General features: G+C 66.7%; 22 protein-coding genes. 6 read left to right on the forward strand and 16 right to left on the reverse strand.

Features of this window, described 5'->3' with window-relative positions; translation table 11 throughout:
* Nucleotides 1-4: 4 nt before the first annotated feature.
* Nucleotides 5-1,279 carry a diaminopimelate decarboxylase gene (lysA, locus tag Q7V45_RS01050; protein ID WP_304845540.1) on the reverse strand — a complete coding sequence of 425 codons (1,275 nt, stop codon included), beginning with the start codon at nucleotides 1,277-1,279 and terminating at the stop codon, nucleotides 5-7.
* A gap of 2 nt (nucleotides 1,280-1,281) precedes the next feature.
* Nucleotides 1,282-2,730 (reverse strand): argininosuccinate lyase, encoded by a 1,449-nt coding sequence (gene argH / locus Q7V45_RS01055; RefSeq protein WP_304845543.1) that lies wholly within the window; start codon nucleotides 2,728-2,730, stop codon nucleotides 1,282-1,284.
* Nucleotides 2,731-2,765: 35 nt separating this feature from the next.
* Between argH and Q7V45_RS01060 the strand changes: the two genes are divergently transcribed.
* The 4 genes from Q7V45_RS01060 to nadC all read left to right on the forward strand — a co-directional run bounded on the left by Q7V45_RS01060 (nucleotide 2,766) and on the right by nadC (nucleotide 6,257).
* Nucleotides 2,766-3,359, forward strand: a complete 594-nt coding sequence (locus tag Q7V45_RS01060) for a TlpA disulfide reductase family protein (protein ID WP_304845546.1) — start codon at nucleotides 2,766-2,768, stop codon at nucleotides 3,357-3,359.
* A gap of 43 nt (nucleotides 3,360-3,402) precedes the next feature.
* On the forward strand, nucleotides 3,403-4,335 hold the full coding sequence (locus Q7V45_RS01065) for a hypothetical protein (protein ID WP_304845549.1): 933 nt from the start codon (nucleotides 3,403-3,405) through the stop codon (nucleotides 4,333-4,335).
* Nucleotides 4,336-4,408: 73 nt separating this feature from the next.
* Nucleotides 4,409-5,398 (forward strand): quinolinate synthase NadA, encoded by a 990-nt coding sequence (gene nadA, locus Q7V45_RS01070; RefSeq protein ID WP_304845552.1) that lies wholly within the window; start codon nucleotides 4,409-4,411, stop codon nucleotides 5,396-5,398.
* A 10-nt stretch (nucleotides 5,399-5,408) separates the two neighbouring features.
* Complete coding sequence (nadC, locus tag Q7V45_RS01075) at nucleotides 5,409-6,257, forward strand: carboxylating nicotinate-nucleotide diphosphorylase (RefSeq protein ID WP_304845555.1); 849 nt, start codon at nucleotides 5,409-5,411, stop codon at nucleotides 6,255-6,257.
* Nucleotides 6,258-6,302: 45 nt separating this feature from the next.
* Here the strand turns inward: nadC and Q7V45_RS01080 are convergent, their stop codons facing one another.
* The 12 genes from Q7V45_RS01080 to Q7V45_RS01135 form a co-directional block, all read right to left on the reverse strand.
* A complete protein-coding gene (locus Q7V45_RS01080; RefSeq protein WP_304845557.1) occupies nucleotides 6,303-6,764 on the reverse strand; it encodes a hypothetical protein in 462 nt (153 codons plus the stop codon).
* A 28-nt stretch (nucleotides 6,765-6,792) separates the two neighbouring features.
* Nucleotides 6,793-7,893 (reverse strand): NADH:flavin oxidoreductase, encoded by a 1,101-nt coding sequence (locus Q7V45_RS01085; protein ID WP_304845560.1) that lies wholly within the window; start codon nucleotides 7,891-7,893, stop codon nucleotides 6,793-6,795.
* Nucleotides 7,890-9,374, reverse strand: coding sequence for a M81 family metallopeptidase (locus Q7V45_RS01090; RefSeq protein ID WP_304845563.1), 1,485 nt, complete (start codon nucleotides 9,372-9,374; stop codon nucleotides 7,890-7,892). Before Q7V45_RS01090 ends, Q7V45_RS01085 begins: the two co-directional genes overlap by 4 nt.
* An 18-nt stretch (nucleotides 9,375-9,392) precedes the next feature.
* Entirely contained in the window at nucleotides 9,393-10,265 is an 873-nt protein-coding gene (locus Q7V45_RS01095; protein WP_304845566.1) for a 3-hydroxybutyryl-CoA dehydrogenase, read from the reverse strand.
* Between the two features lie 21 nt (nucleotides 10,266-10,286).
* On the reverse strand, nucleotides 10,287-11,222 hold the full coding sequence (locus Q7V45_RS01100; protein ID WP_304845568.1) for an electron transfer flavoprotein subunit alpha/FixB family protein: 936 nt from the start codon (nucleotides 11,220-11,222) through the stop codon (nucleotides 10,287-10,289).
* Between the two features lies 1 nt (nucleotide 11,223).
* A complete protein-coding gene (locus Q7V45_RS01105; RefSeq protein WP_304845570.1) occupies nucleotides 11,224-11,973 on the reverse strand; it encodes an electron transfer flavoprotein subunit beta/FixA family protein in 750 nt (249 codons plus the stop codon).
* A gap of 154 nt (nucleotides 11,974-12,127) precedes the next feature.
* Nucleotides 12,128-12,724, reverse strand: coding sequence for a cob(I)yrinic acid a,c-diamide adenosyltransferase (locus Q7V45_RS01110; protein WP_304845573.1), 597 nt, complete (start codon nucleotides 12,722-12,724; stop codon nucleotides 12,128-12,130).
* A gap of 3 nt (nucleotides 12,725-12,727) precedes the next feature.
* Nucleotides 12,728-12,940 carry a twin transmembrane helix small protein gene (locus Q7V45_RS01115; RefSeq protein ID WP_304845576.1) on the reverse strand — a complete coding sequence of 71 codons (213 nt, stop codon included), beginning with the start codon at nucleotides 12,938-12,940 and terminating at the stop codon, nucleotides 12,728-12,730.
* Nucleotides 12,941-12,946: 6 nt separating this feature from the next.
* Nucleotides 12,947-14,386, reverse strand: a complete 1,440-nt coding sequence (locus tag Q7V45_RS01120; RefSeq protein ID WP_304845579.1) for an NAD(P)/FAD-dependent oxidoreductase — start codon at nucleotides 14,384-14,386, stop codon at nucleotides 12,947-12,949.
* Nucleotides 14,371-15,024: an HAD family phosphatase gene (locus Q7V45_RS01125; protein WP_304845582.1), complete on the reverse strand. Its 654-nt coding sequence runs from the start codon at nucleotides 15,022-15,024 to the stop codon at nucleotides 14,371-14,373. The genes Q7V45_RS01120 and Q7V45_RS01125 overlap by 16 nt, the downstream gene beginning before the upstream one ends.
* A 13-nt stretch (nucleotides 15,025-15,037) precedes the next feature.
* On the reverse strand, nucleotides 15,038-15,922 hold the full coding sequence (locus tag Q7V45_RS01130) for a TauD/TfdA family dioxygenase (protein ID WP_304845585.1): 885 nt from the start codon (nucleotides 15,920-15,922) through the stop codon (nucleotides 15,038-15,040).
* A 9-nt stretch (nucleotides 15,923-15,931) separates the two neighbouring features.
* Complete coding sequence (locus Q7V45_RS01135; protein WP_304845588.1) at nucleotides 15,932-16,900, reverse strand: tripartite tricarboxylate transporter substrate binding protein; 969 nt, start codon at nucleotides 16,898-16,900, stop codon at nucleotides 15,932-15,934.
* Nucleotides 16,901-16,998: 98 nt separating this feature from the next.
* Here Q7V45_RS01135 and Q7V45_RS01140 point away from each other — a divergent pair, with 98 nt between their 5' ends.
* Nucleotides 16,999-17,727, forward strand: a complete 729-nt coding sequence (locus tag Q7V45_RS01140; RefSeq protein ID WP_304845591.1) for a helix-turn-helix domain-containing protein — start codon at nucleotides 16,999-17,001, stop codon at nucleotides 17,725-17,727.
* 26 nt (nucleotides 17,728-17,753) lie between these two features.
* Nucleotides 17,754-19,283 carry an arylsulfatase gene (locus Q7V45_RS01145; RefSeq protein ID WP_304845594.1) on the forward strand — a complete coding sequence of 510 codons (1,530 nt, stop codon included), beginning with the start codon at nucleotides 17,754-17,756 and terminating at the stop codon, nucleotides 19,281-19,283.
* Nucleotides 19,284-19,314: 31 nt separating this feature from the next.
* Here Q7V45_RS01145 and Q7V45_RS01150 read toward each other — a convergent pair whose 3' ends face one another.
* Together Q7V45_RS01150 and Q7V45_RS01155 are read right to left on the reverse strand one after the other, a co-directional pair.
* Nucleotides 19,315-20,070 (reverse strand): SDR family NAD(P)-dependent oxidoreductase, encoded by a 756-nt coding sequence (locus Q7V45_RS01150; RefSeq protein WP_304845597.1) that lies wholly within the window; start codon nucleotides 20,068-20,070, stop codon nucleotides 19,315-19,317.
* An 87-nt stretch (nucleotides 20,071-20,157) separates the two neighbouring features.
* Nucleotides 20,158-21,792, reverse strand: a complete 1,635-nt coding sequence (locus tag Q7V45_RS01155) for an acyl-CoA dehydrogenase family protein (protein ID WP_370692534.1) — start codon at nucleotides 21,790-21,792, stop codon at nucleotides 20,158-20,160.
* Nucleotides 21,793-21,817 lie beyond the last annotated feature (25 nt).

Here is a 21,817-nt window from a genome sequence, read left to right on the forward strand (position 1 = left end):
TCGTTCAGGCCTTTTTCGGCTCCATCCAGGGCGGGAACCGCTCGGCGGAGATCATCTCTTCGACAGTGGGCCTCGGTCGCGTAACCGCAAACCTCGTGCCATCCACCATCACTTCGGGCGCCAGCGGACGGCTGTTGTAGCTGGAAGCCATCACCGCCCCATATGCACCCGCCGACCGTACCATCACGAGGTCGCCCGCCGCCAGCGGCGGCAGATCACGATTCTGCGCAAGGAAGTCGCCGGATTCACAGATGGGACCGACAATGTCGCAACGGATCGTGGCGGCATCGGGGCGTGGCTGGCGCACCGGCAAGATATCGTGCCAAGCCTCATAGAGGGTGGGCCGGATGAGGTCGTTCATCGCCGCATCCACGATGACGAAAGTCTTGGCGGAGCCGGGCTTCACGAGGATGACCTCGCCGACCAGCACGCCCGCCTCGCCGACCAGCCGGCGCCCCGGCTCGAAAGCCAGTTCGCAGCCCAGCCCTTCGGTCTCGCGCGCCACGACGGCCATGAACTCGGCGATCGAGGGCGGCTTCTCGTCGGCATAAACGATCCCCAGCCCGCCGCCGATATCGAACCGGTCGATCGTATGGCCGTCCTGGCGAAGCTGCGCGATCAGCTCGCGAACCCGCACGATGGCGTCGCGATAGGGCGTGAGCGACGTGAGCTGCGAGCCGATATGCATGGCCACGCCCACGACATTCAGGTTCGGCAGCCGGCCGGCCAGCGCAAATGCCTCGCGCGCCAGGTCGATATCGATGCCGAACTTGTTCTCCTTGCGGCCCGTCGTGATCTTGGCGTGCGTCCTGGCGTCGACGTCGGGATTCACGCGGATGGTGATGTCGGCCTTGAGGCCGAGCTGGCCCGCGACGGCGTTCAGTGTCTCCAGTTCGGCCGAACTCTCGACGTTGATCTGGCCGACGCCCGCTTCCAGCGCCGCCATCAGCTCCGACGGCTTCTTGCCGACGCCGGAATAGATGATGCGCTTTGCCGGAATGCCGGCCGCCAGCGCCCGCTTCATCTCGCCCACCGACACGATGTCGGCACCGGCGCCCATCTCGCCGAACAGACGGATGACGGCCAGGTTGCTGTTGGCCTTCATCGCGTAGGCGACACTGGCGTTCATCCCCTTGATGGCGTCGGCGAACTCCTTCCAGCCGGTGCGCAGCGCCGACGCGGAGTAGCAATAGAACGGCGTGCCGACCTGGGCCGCGATAGTGGCGAGCGCAACGCCCTCGGCGTGCATCTCGCCATCCTTGTAAGCGAAGAAGCTCATACTCAGCGTCCCCCGGCCTTGCCCAGGAAGCGACGCCGCGCTTCGGCCACGGCACGCTCGACATTGGCGGGCGCGGTACCGCCCAGGCTCTTGCGGGCGTTGACCGAGGCCTCGACGGTCAGCACGCGATAGACGCTGCGGTCGATCTTGGGCTCGACCGCCTGCATCTCCTCGAGCGACAGCTTGTCGAGGTCTATCCCCTTGTCCGCAGCGATGCCGACCAGGCGTCCGGTGACGTGATGGGCCTGACGGAACGGCAGGCCGACCTTGCGCACCAGCCAGTCGGCGAGATCGGTCGCCACGGAATAGTCGGCTGAGGCCACGGCGCGCATGCGCTCCGGACTGGCCTTTAGGTCGCGGATCATGCCGGTCATCGCCGCGATGCCGAGCTCCAGCGAATCCGCAGCGTCGAACAGCGGCTCCTTGTCCTCCTGCATGTCCTTGCCGTAGGTCAGCGGCAGGCCCTTCAGGATCGTGCAGAGCGCCACGAAGGCGCCGACGATGCGGCCGACCTTGGCGCGCGTCAGCTCGGCGGCATCGGGGTTGCGCTTCTGCGGCATGATCGAGCTGCCGGTCGTGAAGGCATCCGACAGCGCGATGAAGCGGAAAGGCGCGGAGCACCAGATCACGATTTCCTCGGAGAGGCGCGACAGGTGCACGGCGGTCGTCGAGGCCGCCGAGATGAACTCGATGACGTAGTCGCGGTCGGACACGGCGTCGAGCGAATTGGCCATCGGACGATCGAAGCCCAGCGCCTTCGCCGTCTTGCGCGGATCGATCGGATGCGGCGAGCCCGCCAGGGCCGCGGCGCCCAGCGGCGATTCATTGAGACGCGCGCGGCAGTCGGCGAAGCGGCTGCGGTCGCGACCGAACATCTCGACATAGGCCATCAGGTGATGGCCGAAGGTGATGGGCTGGGCCGTCTGCAGGTGGGTGAAGCCCGGCATGATGGTCGAGGAATACTCGTCGGCACGATCGATCAGCGCGGCCTGCAGGTCCTGCAACATCGCCTCGACCTTGTCGATCGTGTCGCGCACCCAGAGGCGGACATCGAGGGCGATCTGGTCGTTGCGCGAGCGCGCGGTGTGCAGGCGCCCGCCGGCCGGACCGATGATGTCGGTGAGCCGCTGCTCGACGTTGAAATGGATGTCCTCGAGCTTGGTCGAGAACTTGAACTTGCCGCTCTCGATCTCGGCCTTGACCTGGGCCAGCCCGCGCTTGATGTCGCGGCCGTCCTTGGCCGTCAGGATTCCCTGGGCCACCAACATGTCACAGTGCGCCACGGAGCCGGCGATGTCCTGCGCGTAGAGCCGCCGGTCGAAACCGATGGAGGCGTTGATCTTCTCCATGATTTCCGCGGGACCGAGCTTGTAGCGGCCGCCCCACATCGTGTTGGAGCGACGATTGGAGCCACTCTTGGCCGCTCGCGCAGTCGTGTTCTTCCGTGCCATGAATTCAGCCATATATGCTTTTAGGAACGCGGCTTATGGCACATCCTGTCCCCAATTTCCTCCTTGGCCGGCGCTACATTCTTTGCGGCGCTCTGGCGGCGGTCGCGCTCCCCGCCACAGCCACACCGAGCCTGGCGGGCGTGAAACCGGACATGGCCAAGGGCGCCATGGAGCGATTCAAGCTGGCGAAGACACCGAAGGCCCTGCCGGACCTCGAGATCCAGAACGCCGATGACAAGCCGCTGAAGCTCAGCGACTTCAAGGGCAAGGTCGTTCTGCTGAACTTCTGGGCAACCTGGTGCACCCCCTGCGTGAAGGAAATGCCGAGCCTCGACCGGCTGCAGGCCGCGTTCCCGAAGGACAAATTCCTGATCGTGCCGCTGTCCATCGATGGCCCGACCAAGCCGAAGGTCGCGCCCTTCTACAAGGACCAGAAGCTCGCCAATCTCGGCATCTATTTCGACAAGGGGCGCAAGACCATGCAGGGTCTCGACGTCACCCTGCTGCCGACCTCGATCCTGGTCGATGCCCAGGGTCGCGAGCTCGGCCGCATCGAGGGCGACGCCGACTGGGACATGCCCGAATCGATCGCCCTGATGAAGGCAGCGATGGGCAAGGCCAAGGGCTGAAGGGACGCCCGGTCGCGCTGCCTTCGTGCATAATGCGGCCGACATGACGCCGCCTCCCGCGCCCTCCGACGCCGTAGCCATCGAACTCAATGCGGTGCTGGTCGCCCTGACGGCGAACCAGCCGCTGGTGCTCACCCTGGAAGACGGCACGCTCCTGCCGTCGGGACCCTTCGCCACCGAGCATCCGACCCTTCAGAGCGGCCTGCGCGCCTGGGTCGAGCGGCAGACAAATCATCCGCTGGGCTATGTCGAGCAGCTCTACACCTTCGCCGACCGCAACCGTCCAGGCTCCGACGGGCGCCAGCGCGTCGTGTCGATCAGCTATCTCGGCCTGACCCGCGAGCGCCTGTCGGCCGGCGCACGCGATCCGGAATGGCGGAGCTGGTATCGATATTTCCCTTGGGAGGACTGGCGGACTGGCCCCTCGCCGCTGATCGCCCAAACCATCCTGCCGAAACTCGCGACATGGGCAGAGGCCGGCGGCGACGCGGCGAGCCGCCATGAACGGCGGCAGCGGGTCGAGGTGAGCTTCGGCGACGGCGCTGAGAGCTGGAACGAGGATCTTGTCCTGCAGCGCTACGAGCTGCTCTACGAGGCCGGCCTGGTGCCCGAGGCGAAACAGCCGGCGGCCGATCCCGTGCCGGGGATGCCCATGCGCCACGACCATCGCCGGATCCTCGCGACCGGCATCGCGCGGCTGCGGGCCAAGATCAAATACCGACCGGTCTTCTTCGAGCTGATGCCGCCCGAATTCACGCTGCTGCAGCTCCAGCGCACCGTCGAGGCGCTGGCCGGCCGGCCCATGCACAAGCAGAACTTCCGCCGGCTGATCGACGCGCAGGGGCTGGTCGAGCCGACGGGCGCTTCCAGCGCAGAAGCGCGCGGGCGTCCGGCAAAGCTGTTCCGCTTCCGCCGCGAGGTCGTCCTCGAACGCGCCGTGCTGGGCAGCAAGCTCCCCCTCTCCCGCCCCATTTGAAAGCTTGACCGCTGTAATGCTCATTCTTAGTATAAATCATTAATACTCGATATGAGCATATACGAGGTGTAAGATGTCGCTTTCAGCTTCGCCCGGCCTGATGGCCCGCACGGCCCCGCTCTATGATCGCGTGAAGAGCGTCATCCCGTCGATCGAATGGCCGGCCTTCGCCGAGGACATCGACGCCATCCTGGCGCTCAAGCGCGAGCGGGATGCCGTGATCCTCGCGCACAACTACCAGACGCCCGAGATCTTCCATTGCGTGGCCGACATCGTCGGCGACAGCCTGGCGCTGGCCCGCGAGGCCATGAAGGTCGATGCCGGGGTGATCGTCCTGGCCGGCGTCCACTTCATGGCCGAGACCGCCAAGCTCCTGAACCCGGCCAAGCGGGTGCTGATCCCCGACCCCGGCGCCGGCTGCTCGCTCGCCGCCTCGATCACCGCCGCCGACGTCCGCCTGCTGCGCCAGCGCTATCCCGGCGTGCCCGTCGTCACCTATGTGAACACGTCGGCCACCGTGAAGGCCGAGAGCGACATCTGCTGCACCTCCGGCAACGCAAAGAAGATCGTCGAGAGCCTCGGCGTGCCGAAGGTCATCATGCTGCCCGACGAGTACCTGGCGCAGAACATCGCCGCCGAAACCGGCGTCGAGATCGTCACCTGGGCCGGCCATTGCGAGGTGCACGAGCGCTTCACGGCACAGGACATCCGCCAGCTTCGTGCCGGCCATCCCGGCCTCGTGGTGCTGGCCCATCCCGAATGCCCGCCCGAGGTGGTGGGAGAATCCGATTTCACCGGCTCGACGGCGGCGATGATCGACTATGTCGATGCCAAGCGACCGGCGCGGGTCGTGCTCGTGACCGAATGCTCGATGAGCGACAACGTCGCCGTCCAGCATCCCGAGATCGAGTTCATCCGGCCGTGCAACCTCTGCCCGCACATGAAGCAGATCACCCTGCCGAAGATCCGCCGGACGCTCGAGACCATGCAACACGAGGTGACGATCGATCCCGCGGTGGCGGCGCCGGCGCGCCGCGCCGTCGAACGCATGCTGGAAATCTGAGGCTCCGCTGATGATTCCCGCCCTTCCCGATCTCATGGTCGAACCGGTCGTGCGCGCCGCCCTCCTGGAGGATCTCGGCCGCGCCGGCGACCTCACCACCGACGCGATCGTGCCGGCGACGGCACGGGCAAGAACAGCCCTGGTCGCGCGCCAGCGCGGCGTCGTTGCAGGGCTCGGCGCGGCGTCGATGGCGTTCCGCCTGGTCGACCCGTCGATCGTGATCGCCATCGAGCGGCCCGACGGCACGCCGCTCGCGCCCGGCGACCGCATCGCCACGATCGCCGGACCGGCGCGGGGCATGCTGACCGCCGAGCGGGTCGCGCTGAACTTCCTCGGGCATCTCAGCGGCGTGGCCAGTGGCGCCGCCATGCTGGTCGAGGCCGTGCGCGGCCACAAGGCGCACATCTGCTGCACGCGCAAGACGATGCCGGGCCTGCGGGCCCTGCAGAAGTACGCCGTGCGCGTGGGCGGCGGCATGAACCACCGCTTTGGCCTAGACGATGGCGTTCTCATCAAGGACAACCATGTCGCCGTGGCGGGCGGCATCCGGCCGGCGATCCTCGCCGCCCGCCGCGGCGTCGGCCATCTCGTGAAGATCGAAGTCGAGGTCGATACGCTGGATCAGCTCGAGGAAGCGCTGGCGACCGGCGTCGACGCGGTCCTGCTCGACAACATGACGCCCGACCAGCTCGCCACCGCGGTCCGCATGATCGACGGACGCGCGCTCGCCGAGGCTTCCGGCCGCATCACACCGCAGACGGCGCCGGCCATCGCGGCCAGCGGCGTCGACCTGATCTCAGCCGGCTGGCTGACGCACAGCGCCAGCGTCCTCGACATCGGCCTCGACTGGCAGGCCTAAAAAACCCCTCACCCTGATCAGGATGAGGTCGTGGAGGTCCTGCGATCAGTTACTGACTTCGCAGTGCTTGCCCATTTCCTTGCAGACCCGCAGCACCGCCTGCACCACCATCGAAGAGGTCGAGCCTTCGCCCGGGCCGGCATGGCCGGCGATCAGGAGCTGCGAGACGTCGTCGTTGAAGGGCACCACGTTGAGCGTGGCGGTGCGGTCGCCCTCGGCGATCTGGATGCGAAGTGCCCCGGGATCCTGCATCAGGATGCGGACCGAGGGATTCTTCCGCGCGAGATCGAGCGCGGTCGAGAAGATCTTGTCGGCATGGGCATCGAGCAGGACTGTCGCGAAATCGTAGCCGGGACGACCGTCCGGCTGGCCGCCTTCGGTCATCTGGTGGATGCGTCCCAGTGCCTTGCGGGCGACAAATACCCATTGCGCCTCGGCCGGGGCGAAGGGCAGCGCCAGGCTGGCGAGGACGGCCACCGCGACGAAAGGCTTGAAGTACGGGCGCATGCAACGACTCCCTTTTGGGAGCGACATTTTACGCGAGTGTCGCCAGCGATGAAGCCGAGAATGGTGCCAGGTCGGCGAAGCGTCCCTCGCGCACCTTGGTTGCCCATTGCGGATCGGCCAGCAAGGCGCGACCGACTGCCACGAGATCGAACTCCTCGCGCTCCAGCCGGGCTTCCAGCTCGCCCAGATCGCCGATTTCGGAATCCTCGCGCGTCCGGAACGTCTGCACGAAGTCCGCGCCCTTGAGGCCGACCGAACCCACGGTGATCGTGGGCTTGCCGGTGAGCTTCTTGGTCCAGCCCGCGAGGTTGAGCGTCGAGCCCTCGAATTCGGGCTCCCAGAAGCGGCGCGTCGAGCAGTGGAAGATGTCGGTGCCGGCAGCGGTCAGCGGCTCGAGGAAACGCGCCAGCTCGTCAGGCGTCAGCGCCAGTCTCGCCGTGAAGTCCTGCTGCTTCCACTGCGAGAATCTGAAGATGATGGGATAGGCCTCGCCCACCCGCGCCCGGATCGCCTTCACGATCTCGGCGGCAAAGCGCGTGCGCTGGACGAAGTCGCCGCCCCACCCGTCGCCGCGCTTGTTCGCGCCCTCCCAGAAGAACTGGTCGATCAGGTAGCCGTGGGCGCCGTGGATCTCGACGGCATCGAACCCGATTTCCTTCGCGACACCGGCGGCACGGGCGAAGGCGTCGATCGTGTCGGCGATGTCGGCCTCGCTCATCGCCGGACCGACCTGCTTGCCGGACGCGGACAGGCCGGACGGACCATCGGACGGCGCCTCGGGATGATGGCCGGTGCCGGTCTTGCGCATCATGCCCTGGTGCCAGAGCTGCGGCGCGATCTTGCCGCCGGCAGCGTGCACTTCCTCGACCACGCGCCGCCAGCCCGCGAGACTGGCCGGCGAATGGAAATCGGGCACGTTGGTGTCGTTGGAAGCGGCCGGCCGATCGACCGTGGTGCCCTCGGTGACGATCAGCCCGACACCGCCTTCGGCCCGGCGGCGATAATAGGCCGCGACGTCGGTGCCTGGGATGCTGTTGGGGCTCTTGGAGCGCGTCATCGGCGCCATCACCACACGGTTCGGCAGCGACAGCGACTTGGTCGAGAAGGGTCGGAAGAGCGGGCTGGTCATGGACGTCTCGCTTGCGGGAAATCTACGTCGCCGTAGGGATAGAAGTTCTTCAGATCGACGTTGCGATAGGGCAGTCCGTCGAGCCGCACCGTGCCGAGGAAGGGCTCGACCGGCTCAACCAGCAGGATCGTCCTGGCGAAGCCGCTATCGTCGAAGCCGCGGCGGAAGTGCACGCGCGACTTGATGGCGATCGCCTTGAACCGCGCGAGATCGAAGGCCGGGCCCGCGAGCTCCGACGGCTCGACGATCTGCGTGAGATAGCGGCTGATCAGCACGACGTTGCCGCGGCCGAAGGCGACGCTCACCCACAGGGTGCCGTGGGCTTCGTGCGCGCCGATCACCGTACCGGTGACGCGGACCGGCTGCCCGGCGGATTCGTCGGCGAGGCCGCCGATCTCCCGGTCGAACGGGTCGTCCACTTTCACGCCTTCGGCCTTCAACTCATCGATAACCTTGGCATCGGCGATGGTGGCGATCAGCACATCGGACAGATCCTGCGCGATCACTTCCCTGAGAATCCAGGTCGCATAGCCCGACCGGTCGCTGTGGTCGGCCAGCACGACCGGAGTCTCGCCGCGTGCCATGGCTTCCTTGGCGAGCCGGACGCCCTCGGGGATCGGATGGACCTTCGCAGTGTCGAGCAGTTCCTTACGTCGACGCCAGGCCCAGGACGACATGTCGTCGGCGACCTTCTGGGCCAGCGCGGCATCGCCGTTGGTCATCACCTGGAAGGTCAGGCCGACATCCGGCACGTCGGCGAAGGGAAAGCCGAAGAAGACGTTCAGGTAGACATCCGGCTCGCGCGCCTCCCAGACCAGGGCGCGCTGCACCAGGTCCATCCACGGCGAGGCGCCGGTCCATTGCAGGACGGTCGGCGTGATGATCGGCACCTTGACCGTCACCGTCTCCGGGACGTAGTCGCCGCGGATGGCGCGCACCAGCATGCGCGCCGCGCGCTGGCCCTGCAGGTGGCTGTCGTAGTGCGGGAAGTATTTGACCGTGAAGGCCATGTCGGCCTGGGCCAGGAACTCGGCGTCCTCGTTGCCGTGCGGATCGAAGGTGCCGACGATGAAGGCCTTGCGCCCGACCACCTCGCGGACGCGTCGGGCGATGTCGGCCTCCGGTCGCGCCACGCCGCGCACACCCATCGCCCCATGCAGGCTGAGATAGACGCCGTCGAACGGCCGCTGCTCCTTCAGGCCGGCGACCATCCGGCCGAGGAAAGTCTCGTAGGCTTCCTGGGTGATCCAGCCCGAACCGGTGCCGGTGCGCGGCCAGAGCGGCGATTCGATGCCGACCAGTTCGACACCGTCATACTCGCGCGCCACTTTCACGAACCCGCCCATGTAGGACCTGGGATCGTGCGCCAGCAGCTTTTCGCCGCTGGCGGGTGAGCCGGGGTAGGTGAAATCGGCGAGCGTCGTGTCGTTCGGAAGGAACGTCACCGTCTCGTGGGCAAAATGCAGGACGGCGATACGCATCGGCGCCGCCCGCCTTCCCTAGCGGGTCGGAACCGGGCGCTCGCCGGAGTAGTCGTAGAAGCCGCGCTTGACCTTGCGCCCGATCCAGCCGGCCTCGACATACTTCACGAGCAGCGGGCACGGCCGGTACTTCGAATCGGCCAGACCCTCGTGCAGCACCTGCATCACGGACAGGCAGGTATCGAGGCCGATGAAGTCGGCCAGTTCGAGCGGGCCCATCGGATGGTTGGCACCGAGCTTCATGCCGGTGTCGATCGCCTCGACGTTGCCGACGCCCTCGTAGAGCGCATAGACCGCCTCGTTGATCATCGGCAGCAGGATGCGGTTCACGATGAAGGCCGGGAAGTCCTCGGCATTGACCGGCTTCTTGTCGAGCTTGACGACGACCTCGCGCACCGTGCGGAAGGTCTCCTCCTCCGTGGCGATGCCGCGGATCAGCTCGACCAGCCCCATCAGCGGCACCGGGTTCATGAAGTGCATGCCCATGAACTTGCCGGGCCGGTCGGTGACGGCGGCAAGCCTCGTCACCGAGATCGACGAGGTGTTGGTGGCGAGCAGGACGTTGGCCGGCAGGCCCTCGCAGACCTTCTTGAAGATCTCGCGCTTCACGGCCTCGTTCTCGGTCGCCGCCTCGACGATCAGATCGCAGTCGGCGAACGCCTTGTAGTCGGTGGACGTGGTGATTCGGTTGAGCGCCGAATCCTTGTCCTCCGGTCGGATCATGCCGCGGCCGATCTGCCGGTCCATGTTCCGAGAGATCGCGTCGACGCCCTTGTCGAGATGGGCCTGGTCGACATCCGCGAGTCGGATGTCGAAGCCCTTCAACGCACAGACATGGGCGATGCCGCTGCCCATCTGGCCGGCACCGATGACACCGATGCGCTTGATCATGATGGGTACCCTCGGGTTACTTTACTTTTTCTCGATCGCGGCAGTGAGCTCGGGAACGAGCTGGAACAGATCGCCCACGAGTCCGTAGTCGGCCACCTGGAAGATGGGGGCCTCCTCGTCCTTGTTGATCGCCACGATCGTCTTGCTGTCCTTCATGCCCGCGAGATGCTGGATGGCACCGGAGATGCCGATGGCGATGTAGAGGTCGGGCGCAACCACCTTGCCGGTCTGGCCGACCTGGTAGTCGTTCGGCACGTAGCCCGCATCGACCGCGGCGCGGCTGGCGCCGAGACCGGCGCCGAGCTTGTCGGCCAGGGTCTCGAGCATCTTGAAGTTCTCGCCGCTCTGCAGGCCGCGACCGCCGCTGACGACGATCTTGGCACTGGTCAGTTCGGGACGCTCGCTCTTGGAGAGCTCGGCGCCGGCGAAGGACGAAAGGCCCGCGCTGCCCGTGCCCTCGATCTGCTCGATCGCGGCCGAACCGCCGCCGACCGCCGCCTTGAAGTTGGTCGGCCGCACGGTGACGATCTTGATCTTGTCGGCGCTCTGCACGGTGGCCATCGCGTTGCCGGCATAGATCGGGCGCACGAAGGTGTCCGGCGAGACGACCTGGATCGCCTCGGAGACCTGCGCGACATCGAGCATCGCCGCGACGCGCGGGGCGATGTTCTTGCCGACCGAGTCGGCGGCCATCACGACGTGGCTGTAGTTCGGGGCCAGCTTGACGACGAGCGGCGCGATGTCCTCGGCCAGCCAGTTGGCGTAGGCCGCATCCTCGGCCTGCAGCACCTTGGCGACACCCTGGATCGCGGCCGCCGACTGGGCAGCCTCGCCGGCATTGCTGCCGGCCACCAGCACATGGACCTCGGGACCCATCTGGGCCGCGGCGGCTACGGCGTTGGCGACATTGGCGCGAACGGTCTTGCCGTCATGCGCGGCGACAACGAGGACGGCCATCTCAGATCACTCCCGCTTCGTTGCGCAGCTTCTCGACCAGCTCCGCGACGGTCTTCACCTTGATGCCCGACTTGCGCTTGGGCGGCTCCTCGACCTTCAGCGTCTTCAGGCGCGGCGCGACGTCGACGCCCAGCGCGTCCGGCGCCAGCGTCTCAATCGGCTTCTTCTTCGCCTTCATGATGTTGGGGAGCGAGGCGTAGCGCGGCTCGTTCAGGCGCAGGTCGGTGGTGATCACCGCCGGCATCTTGATCTTGATGTTCTCGAGGCCGCCGTCGACCTCGCGCTTCACCTCGACCGTGCCGTCGGCGACGTTCAGCTTGTTCGCGAAGGTGCCGACCGACCAGCCGAGCAGCGCGGCCAGCATCTGGCCGGTCTGGTTGGAGTCGTCGTCGATCGCCTGCTTGCCGACGATCACGAGGCCGGGCTGTTCCTTGTCGACCACGGCCTTCAGCAGCTTGGCGACGGCCAGCGGCTGGAGCTCGGCGTCACTCTGCACCAGGATGCCGCGGTCGGCACCCATGGCGAGCGCCGTGCGGATCGTCTCCTGACACTGGGCCGGTCCGGCGGAGAAGGCGATGACTTCGGTCGCAGCGCCCTTCTCTTTCATGCGGATCGCCTCTTCCACGGCGATCTCATCGAAGGGATTCATGGACATCTTGACGTTAGCCGTCTCGACACCCGTGTTGTCGGCCTTGACGCGGATCTTGACGTTGTAGTCGATGACCCGCTTGACCGCGACCAGCACTTTCATCGCGTTGCGCCTATCGGTGAGTTGCGGCCGGACTGACCCGTCCGGCGAAGGGGTTTTCGTGTAGGGGTGTTGAGCCGATCATGTCAAGGCTATGGCGCACTGCACAAGACCGCAGGGTGGAAGCTTTTTTCCCAGTTTTTCAACAGCTTGCCGGTTAGCGCGCGCCGCCCGGCACCCACAGCACATCTGCCGTGCCATTGTCGTTGAGCCGCCGGCCCAACACGAACAGGTGATCGGACAGGCGATTGATGTACTTGATCGCCTCCGGGTTGATCTCCTGCTCGGCCGCCAGATGCGTCATGCAGCGCTCGGCGCGCCGCGCTACCGTCCGGGCGAGATGCAGCCACGAGGCGGTTTCGCTGCCACCCGGCAGGATGAAGGACTTGAGCGGCTGCAACTCGGCGTTCATCGCATCGATTTCGTGTTCGAGGCGTTCGACTTGCGAGGCCACGATGCGCAGCGCCTGCTCGTCGCGCTTCGTCTTGCCTTCGGGCGTGCAGAGATCGGCACCGAGGTCGAACAGGTCGTTCTGGATTCGGGCCAGCATCGCATCGGCTTCAGCCAGGCGGGGATCGCCGCCGCCGGCGCGCGCGATGGCGCTGCGTGCCAGGCCGATCACCGAATTGGCCTCGTCGGTCGTCCCATAGGCTTCGACGCGGATGTCGTGCTTGGCAACGCGCTCGCCACGGCCGAGCGACGTCATGCCGGTGTCGCCGCCGCGCGTGTAGATGCGGTTGAGGGTGACGGCCATGGGCTAGCTCCTGCTCGCGAAGTACCAAAGAAGGATCAGGAAGACGGTGAGGAGCTGCAGGCGCACGCGCCACCACATCATGCGGTTGCTGCGACGGCTGCCCTCAATGTTGCCGTCCTGGTTGCGACTCATGTTGATCAGACCGGCGAACAACGTGCCGAGCGTCGCGAACGCAGACACCAGCACGAGGACGAAAAGCACATTGGCGAGAGTCATGGGCTTTTATCCCGCATTGTGCCGGCCCGCGCCAGTACGGGCCCCCGCCCAGGGTCGCGCGACGCGCGCGGCTGCCGTGCCGGTCGCGAGGCGGAAGATCGTCTCGGCCGTCTGTTCGGCCGACCACAGCGCCGCATGTACGGTGCCATACTCGACCGGCTCGGTCGCCTCGCCGGCGAAGAACACGCGATTTCCGAGCGGTCGCGCATGTTCGGTGCAATCGTCGGGGTCGCTGCCGACTCCCGGATACGAATAGCCGCCGCGCGACCACGGATCGCTCAGCCAGCGCGGGAAGACCATCGCCTCGGGCTCGGGAATGTCGTCGCCGAACATCGCGCGCAGTGACTTCATGGCGACGTCGATCACCTCCCGGTCGCTGGCCTCGCGGTCGAGATAAATCGCGGTGTGGCCGTTGCAGAAACTGAGCAGGATCGGCAGGCCGGTCTCCTGCTGGTGACTGACCCAGGTGTTGAAGCCGCCACGTCGCACCGGCGAATCGGGAAGCCGCCCGAACCATTTGGGCGAGTCCGGCCAGAATCGATGGGGGAAGCGCAGGTAGATCTTGCCGAGGATGCCTGCCCCGTAGCCGATCCGGCCGATCGCCGTCCGTTGAAGGTCCGGCGGAGCGGGATCGAGCGCCGGCAGGCCGGCGCGCAGCAGCCCGACCGGCACAGCGATCACCGCACGATCCGCCACGATGCGCTCGCCGCCCTGCAGGATCGCCGTGACCCCCTCGCCCGTCCAAACGACCCGCTCGACCGCCGCGCCCTGGCGGATGTGGAACCCGTGCGCCACGTCGTCGATCAGGGACCGGTAGCCGCCCCGGGGCTGAGCATTGCGTTCGAGGCCTTCGGTGGGGAACCACTCCTCTGCCGCGACCGCGTCCCAGGGCGCGCTCTGCACGCCCTCGCTCATCTCGACGAAGGTCGCCACCACCAGCCGGTCGATCTCGGGCAGCCAGGAGGTAGTCAGCAGCGGCTCGACCGCCTCGCGCACCGAGATCGATCGCGGCCCGCGGACGCGGGTCAGCGCCTTGCTCTTCCAACCCGCCCACTCGATCGCCGCCTTGAAGGCGAGCCGTCCCAGCACTGCGCGGCGGCGCTGGCCCTCCCGCGTCGGCGAGGTCGCCCGCTTGTCGATCAGCAGCCGCTCGCCCTGCGACTCGACCAGGTCGATGCCGAGCTTCTCGCACCAGAGGGTGAGTGGATTGCCGTCGACCCCGTGCACCCAGGAGCCACCGAGATCGACCGGCGCCCCGACGCGATCGTCCGTCCAGGTCCGGCCCCCGATACGTTGACGCGCTTCGAGCACGGTGACGATAAAGCCCGAATCGTGCAGCAGCCTTGCCGCGACCAGGCCCGCCATACCGGCGCCGACCACGACGATGCGCTCCCCGTTGCCCGCTCCCATCGACCAGGAGCCGGTCCGGCTCACCGTCCGGCCCATGCCAGCATCGGCAGCGACGACATCGACTCGAAAGTCCGGCCGCCCGCCGCCTGCAGCGCCGCGACGTCGCTGTGCGTCGCCCCGACATAGGCCAGTGCGCGCATGCCCGCGGAACGGGCCGCCTGAATGCCGGGCAGCGAATCCTCGACCACCGTGCAGTCGAAGGGCTGCTCGTTCATTTGAATGGCAGCGTGAAGGAAGAGATCCGGGAACGGCTTGCCGCGGGGCACCTGGGTCGAACTGAAGATGCGGCCCTCGAAGCGCGACCAGAGGCCGGTGATGCCGAGCGTAACCCGCATCTTGTCCAGACTGCCCGAACTCGCGACGCAGGTGGCGATGCCCGCCGCCTCGATCGCATCGATGGCTTCGACGACCCCGGGGACGGCCTTGAGCGGCGCGTCGTGAAAGGCCTGCAGGGTGTCGGCCTGGAGCCGGTCGACGAAATCGGCCGGCAGGGCGCGGCCGAGTTCGCCCTCGACGATCTCCACGCAGGATTTCATCGAGCGTCCCATCAGGCGGCGCATCGTCTCCTCGACATTCCAGTCGAGGCCCTCGCGCTGAAGCGCACGGGCAAAACAGGCGTTGGCGACGGGTTCGCTGTCGACCAGCACCCCGTCGCAATCGAATATGACCAGCACGCCCCGAGGAGTATCAGTAAGGCTTGTCGCCTGCCACCGTGACCCGGTTGCCGCTGCGCGTGTGCGGCCAGTAGTCCCACATCGCGCGATGCTGGACGCAGCGATTGTCCCAGAAGGCGATGGAATTCTCCTGCCAGCGGAAGCGGCACTGGAACAGCGGGTTTTCCATGTGTTCGTAGAGGTACCGCAGGATCGCGTCGCTCTCGTCACGCGGCAGGCCGACCAGCGAGCGGGTGAAGCCGCGATTGACGTACAGGCCCTTCTTGCCCGTCACGGGATGGGTCCGCACCACCGGGTGGATGGCGCGCGGATACTCCGGCTTGTCGGCCACGTTGAAGTTCTTGTAGAGGCCGCGATAGACCGATTCGCCGTCATGGACGGCGGTCAGCCCGTCGAGATAGGTCTTCATGCGATCCGACAGCGCCTCGTAGGCGGCGTACATGCTGGCGAACAGCGTGTCGCCGCCCTTGGGCGGGCACGTCTTGATGTAGAGGATACTGCCCATCGGCGGCTCGAGATCGCAGCTCACATCGGTGTGCCAGCCTTCGCCGTTGGCACGCGGCGAGTCCTTGTCGGCATGGATGATCATCAGTTCCGGCTTACCGGGTTCGCTCGGCGCCGCGGGATGGGTGTGCAGGTCGCCGAACAGCCGGCCGAAGGCCAGGTGCTGATCCTGGCTGATGTGCTGGTCGCGGAAGAAGATGACCAGGTTCTCCGCCAGCGCTCGATGGATCTCGTCCTGCTGTCGGTTGGACAGCGGCTGGCTGAGGTCGATCCCGCTGATCTCCGCGCCGAGGATCGGCGTCAGCTTGTCGAGGGTGATGGTCTCGTACGGCGCGCTCTCGTCGGCAGTGTGCCGGTAGCGCGGCCCGGCATTGGCGTTCAAGGATCCTGTCATGGGTCTCTCCTACTCAACCTTGATGTTGGCGCGACGGATGATCTGCCCCCAGCGCTCTTTCTCGGCGCTGGCGAAGGCCGCGAACTCGGCCGGACGCATGAGCTTCGGCGTGCCGCCCAGCGCCGCGAGGCGCTCGACGACTTCCGGCATCGCCGCCACGGTGTAGAGATCGGCGTTGATGCGATCGACGATCTCCGCCGGCGTTCCCTTGGGCGCATAGAAGCCCGTCCAAGTCGTCAGCAGAACCTCGGGTAGCCCCGCTTCGGCGGCCGTCGGCATGTCGGGCACGGCGGCATAGCGTTCGCGGTCGGTGACGAACAATCCCTTCAGCGCGCCGCGGTCCATCGCGATCTTGGCGTTGACCGTGTCGATCATCATGAAGGTGAGCAGACCGCTCTGGACGTCGGGGATGGCCTGCGGGTTGCTCTTGTAGCCGACATAGACCGCGTCGACGCCCGCCGCCATCTTGTAGAGTTCGGAGGCCACGCGGGCCGGCAAAGCCCCCGCGCCGTAGTTGTGCTTGCCGGGTTCCGCCTTCAGCTTCGCCGTCAGTTCGGCCGCCGAGTTGATCGGGCTGTTCCTGTCGACCAGCAGCACGAAGGGCGAGGTGCCCATGCGCGAGATCGGCGCGAAGTCGGCGATCGGGTCGTACGGCAGCTTGTCATATATCGCCGGATTGACGACCTGAGTCATGGCCGAGGTGGCGAAGAGCGTCAGCCCGTCCGGCCTGGCGCGCGCGACCGATTCGGCCGCTGGAATTCCATTCCCGCCGCCCTTGTTGTCGATCACGACGGGCTGGCCCCACAGCGCCGAGAGACGCTCGGCGTAGATGCGGGCGCTGATGTCGGTCGCCGCGCCGGCCGGAAACGGCACGACCATGGTCACCCGACCGGCGGGATACTTCTGCGCCTGCACGATCGCCGGTGCCGCGAAGGCCGCCGCGCCCAGCCCCATCCCGAACTGCCGTCTGCCGATCATGTTTCCTCGCCTTTTCTTGTTGGCGCCAGATTAGACCCGTTTGACGGGTGCCGCCTCGTCCAAGTCGACATAATCCGTATTACGGAATAGCGTCAGCCATGGCCATCGAGCCCGTCCGCCGCAGCTTCGAGATCCTCGAGGCGCTGAGCCGGCGCCCTCACGGCACCATCGCCGTGCTGGCGGAGGAGACCGGCATGCCCCGCCCCACCGTGGCGCGCCTGCTGAACGGGCTGATCGAACTGGGCTACGTAGCGAAGGTATCCCGCCTCATAGGCTATCGCCTGACCGACCGCGTGCTGGGCCTGGCCCAAGGCATCCGCTTCATCGATCATTTCGTCGACGCGGCCGCGCCGCACATGCAGCGGTTCACGCAGGAACACGGCTGGCCGCTCTACCTCGGCTCGATCAGCCACAGGGCGATCACGATCCGCTACTCGACAGCGGCGGAAAGCCCGATGTCGTTCGAGCGTACCGCCCTGCAGCGCCGCAGCCCGATCCTGTCGGGCGCCCTCGGCCGTGCCTGGCTCGCCTCCTCCGCGGAGGAAGAGCGTCGCGCGATCCTCCGCGACCTCGGCGTGCGGTACGACGCGAAGCTGGCCGCAGACTTTGCCCGCATACGCCGGGATGGCCACGCCTTCTCGGTCCTGACGCGGCCGGCCCGCCTGCAGGGAATCGCCGTCGCCATTCAGACGAACGACCGCGTGCTGGGGTGCATCTCGATGCGCTTCACCCGCTCCGCGATGAGCGAGGCCGAGGCTGGCGCCCGCTATGGCCCGCCGCTCACTGTGCTCGCGCGCGCCATCGCCATCGACGCCGCAAGCGGGTAGTTTGCGCGCAATTCAACGGAGGAAACATGCCGGCATTCGACGCCATCGCAGCCCAGACCGTGCGCAAGGCAAACCATCTCGAACCCGCTTTCGTGCACAAGGAAGACGTCGAAGCCGCAGCGCGAAAAATCGCCGCCCGAAAGAAGAAGCCCAACATCCTGATCTATCTGATGGACGATGTCGGCTGGGGCGATTTCGGCTGCTACGGCGGCGGTGTCGCCGTGGGTGCACCGACGCCCAACTTCGACAGGATCGCGCGCGGTGGGCTGCAGCTCACCTCCTGCTATTCCGAACCCTCCTGTTCGCCGTCGCGCGCCACGCTGCACACCGGCCGCGTTCCGAACCGTCATGGGCTGCATCGCCCGCCGATGTACGGCGAACCCGGCGGACTGCAGGGCGAGATCACCCTGCCCATGCTCCTCAGCCAGGCCGGCTACACGACACAGGCCGTCGGCAAGTGGCATCTCGGCGAGAATGTCGAAAGCCAGCCGCAGCACGTCGGCTACGACGATTTCTACGGCTTCCTCTCCGTCTCCGACATGTACACCGAGTGGCGCGACCCGCACTTCTTCCCGGAGATCGTCTATTCGGACGCGCGCACCGAGTGGATCAAGAACATGCCCTTCAACCGCTGCTTCGTGCACGCGACCAAGGGCAAGGAGCTGACCAACGTCGAGGAGGTGACGATCCCCGTCCTCTCCGAACTCGACGAGAAGTGGTGCAAGTACTCCGAGGCCTTCATTGAGAAGCAGGCCAAGTCGGACAAGCCGTGGCTGCTCTATCACTGCACGCGCGGCGCCCACTTCGACAACTATCCGGGCGAGAAGTTCCTCGGCAAGTCGCCGGCCAGGCATCCCTACAAGGACACGCTGCTCGAACTCGACGAGATCATGGGCCGTCTCGTCGAGGCGCTGCGCAAGTCGGGCCAGCTCGAGGACACGCTGATCTTCATCTCGTCCGACAACGGCCCGCACATGGAAACGTGGCCGGATACGGCTTTCACGCCGTTCCGCTGCGCCAAGGGCTCGACCTGGGAAGGCGGCGTGCGCGTCCCCGGCCTGATGTACTGGCCGGGCACGATCGAGGCCGGCCGCCAGAGTGACGGGCTGTTCGACTTCAACGACATCGTGCCGACCGCGCTGGGCCTGGCCGGCGCCTCCGACCTGCTGCCGTCCGACCGCTACATCGACGGCGTCGACCAGAGCTCGTTCCTGCTCGCACCCGACGGCCTGTCCAACCGCAAGTATCACTACTATTGGCTCAGCCAGACCTTCTCGGGCATGCGCTGCGGCGAATACAAGATGGTACTGTCGGCCACGAGCGACAACGCGACGGACGCGTTCGGCACCGGCGGCTTCACCGGCGTGCTGGAGCGCTACACCTATCCGAAGCTGTTCAACCTCTATCTCGACCCGAAAGAGCAGCACAATTACCTGACGCGCAAGCTGGCCTACATCGAGGCCTTCCAGCTCGGCATGCGCAACCATCTCGGCACCTTCAAGAAGTACCCCGCCAAGAAGATCATGGGCATCAAGGTGGAGGACAAGCGCGAATAGCCGCTTGCCGGATCGATGACCTATAGCGCGGTCACCACGGCACCGGATCGCCGCGGTGATCGAAGAAGCCACCACTGCTGCCGGGCGGAAGGCGATCGATCACCTCGAGCAGACGCCCGGCCGCCTGGGTGGGCGTCTGCACGTCGAGACCCGCCTTGACGAAAGGCGACGAGAGCGACGTTGCCACCGTCCCGGGATGGAGCGCCACGCAAAGCGCGGCAGGCTGGCGGCGGCCAAGCTCGATGGCCGCCGTGCGCACGAACTGATTGAGCGCCGCCTTCGAGGCGCGGTAGCTGTACCAGCCACCCAGCCGGTTATCGCCGATGCTGCCGACCCTGGCCGACAGCGTGGCGAACACCGACCGCCCCTGACGCGGCAGCAACGGCAGGAAGTGCTTCATCAGCAGAGCCGGGCCGATGGCATTCACGGCGAAGGCCCTGGTCATCTGTGTTGCGTCGAGATCGCGCCAGCTCTTTTCGGGTGACAGCCCATCGCCATGCAGGATTCCGCTGGCGTCAATGATGAGGCGCACATCTGCTCCAAACCCCGCAACATGACGAGCCGCTCCGGCAATGCTCGCCTCGTCCGTCAGGTCGAGCGGCGGTGAGCTTGTTCGACCCAGTCCCAGCACAGCGCTGAAGCGGGACTGCGTCGAGAGGCGTTCATGCAGGGCGCTGCCGATACCTCCCGACGAGCCTATGACTATGGCGATGCCTCCTGCTGGAAGCGCTCCGCCTTCACCATTCCCCGAGTCCGCGTCAATGTCGGCGCGATGGAGGGATTTCATTCTCTGCCCTTCGTGGTCACAGACACCGTACGCGACCGGACCGGCCGCGGATCATGTCCCCGCGCCTGTGGGCGCCCCGCGCACGCGCTAGTTGCGCCCCTCGATCAGGCCGCGGCAGACGACCTGGGCCTGGATCTCGGCTGCACCCTCGAAGATATTGAGGATGCGGGCGTCACAGAGGACGCGGCTGACCGGATATTCCATCGCGTAGCCGTTGCCGCCATGAATCTGGAGCGCATTGTCGGCATTGCTCCAGGCGACCCGCGCGGCCAGCAGCTTGGCCATGCCCGCCTCGATGTCGCAGCGACGGTCGGAATCCTTCTCGCGCGCAGCGAAGTAGGTGAGCTGGCGGGCGATCATGGTCTCGACCGCCATCCAGGCGATCTTCCCGGCGACGCGCGGGAAAGCATAGAGCGGCTTGGCGAACTGGATGCGGTCCTTGGCATAACGCAGGCCCAGTTCGAGCGCGTTCTGCGCCACGCCGACGGCGCGGGCGGCGGTCTGGATGCGCGCGCTCTCGAAGGTCGCCATGAGCTGCTTGAAGCCCTGGCCTTCCTTCTCGCCCAGCAGGTTGGCGGCCGGCACCTCGAAACCGTCGAAGCCGATCTCGTATTCCTTCATGCCGCGATAGCCCAGCACTCTGATCTCGCCGCCGCTCATGCCCTTGGCCGGGAATGGATCGGCGTCGGTGCCGCGCGGCTTCTCCGCGAGGAACATCGACAGGCCCTGGTAGCCGGGCTTCGAGGCATCGCTTCGCGCGAGAAGCGTCATGATGTCGGCGCGCGCGGCGTGGGTGATCCAGGTCTTGTTGCCGTTGATCCTGTAGGTGTCGCCCTCGAGCACCGCGCGCGTGCGCAGGCTCGCCAGGTCCGAGCCGGTGTTGGGCTCGGTGAACACCGCCGTGGGCAGGATCTCGCCCGAGGCGATGCGCGACAGGTACTTCTGCTTCTGCGCCTCGGTGCCGCCCGCGCGGATCAGCTCGGCCGCGATCTCGGAACGCGTACCCAGCGAGCCGACACCGATGTAACCGCGCGAAAGCTCCTCGGTGACGACGCACATCGCGAGCTTGCCCATGCCCAGCCCGCCCCACTCCTCGGGGACAGTCAGGCCGAAGACGCCGAGATCAGCCATCTGCTGCACCACCGGCAGCGGGATGAGCTCGTCGCGCAGGTGCCAGCCATGCGCATGCGGCGCCACCTCGGTGTCGACGAAGCGGCGGAACTGCCGGCGCACCTCTTCGAGCGCCTCGTCATCCAGCCCCAGCTCGCCGAAGCCGCCGGTGTCGAGACCGTCCGAAATGAGTTCGGCGATGCGGCCGCGCACCGCCGGCGTGTTGCCGGCGATCAGCTTGGCAACGGCCGGCGTCTCGAGCGCCGAACCGTCGAGCCCGAAATCGCCCGGCCGCACGATCTCGACCTGGCTGATGGCGATGCCGCCCTTGAGCTGCGCGAGATATTCGCCATAGGCCGACTGCAGGATCAGACTTTCGAGTTCGCCGCCCGCCCCCGCCTCGGCCCAGCGCCGCATCTGGCGCAGCGCCGCCACGTAGGTGGCGATCCAGGCAAAGCCGTGCGCCGCGAACTGCTCGCGCTCCAGCAGCTTCGGGTCGACCTTGCCGTGAGGCGCCACCAGCGCCCGCACCGCTTCGCGGGCCGCGGTTTCATGGCGTCCGGCCGCGTCCTCGGCTTCGGCGCAGAGAGAAAGAAGGTCGTTCAGCAGCACGGCTCGTCTCCAGTCACGAACTCCT

It is taken from the genome of Reyranella sp. (assembly GCF_030651995.1).
In the GTDB taxonomy this organism is placed as follows: domain Bacteria; phylum Pseudomonadota; class Alphaproteobacteria; order Reyranellales; family Reyranellaceae; genus Reyranella.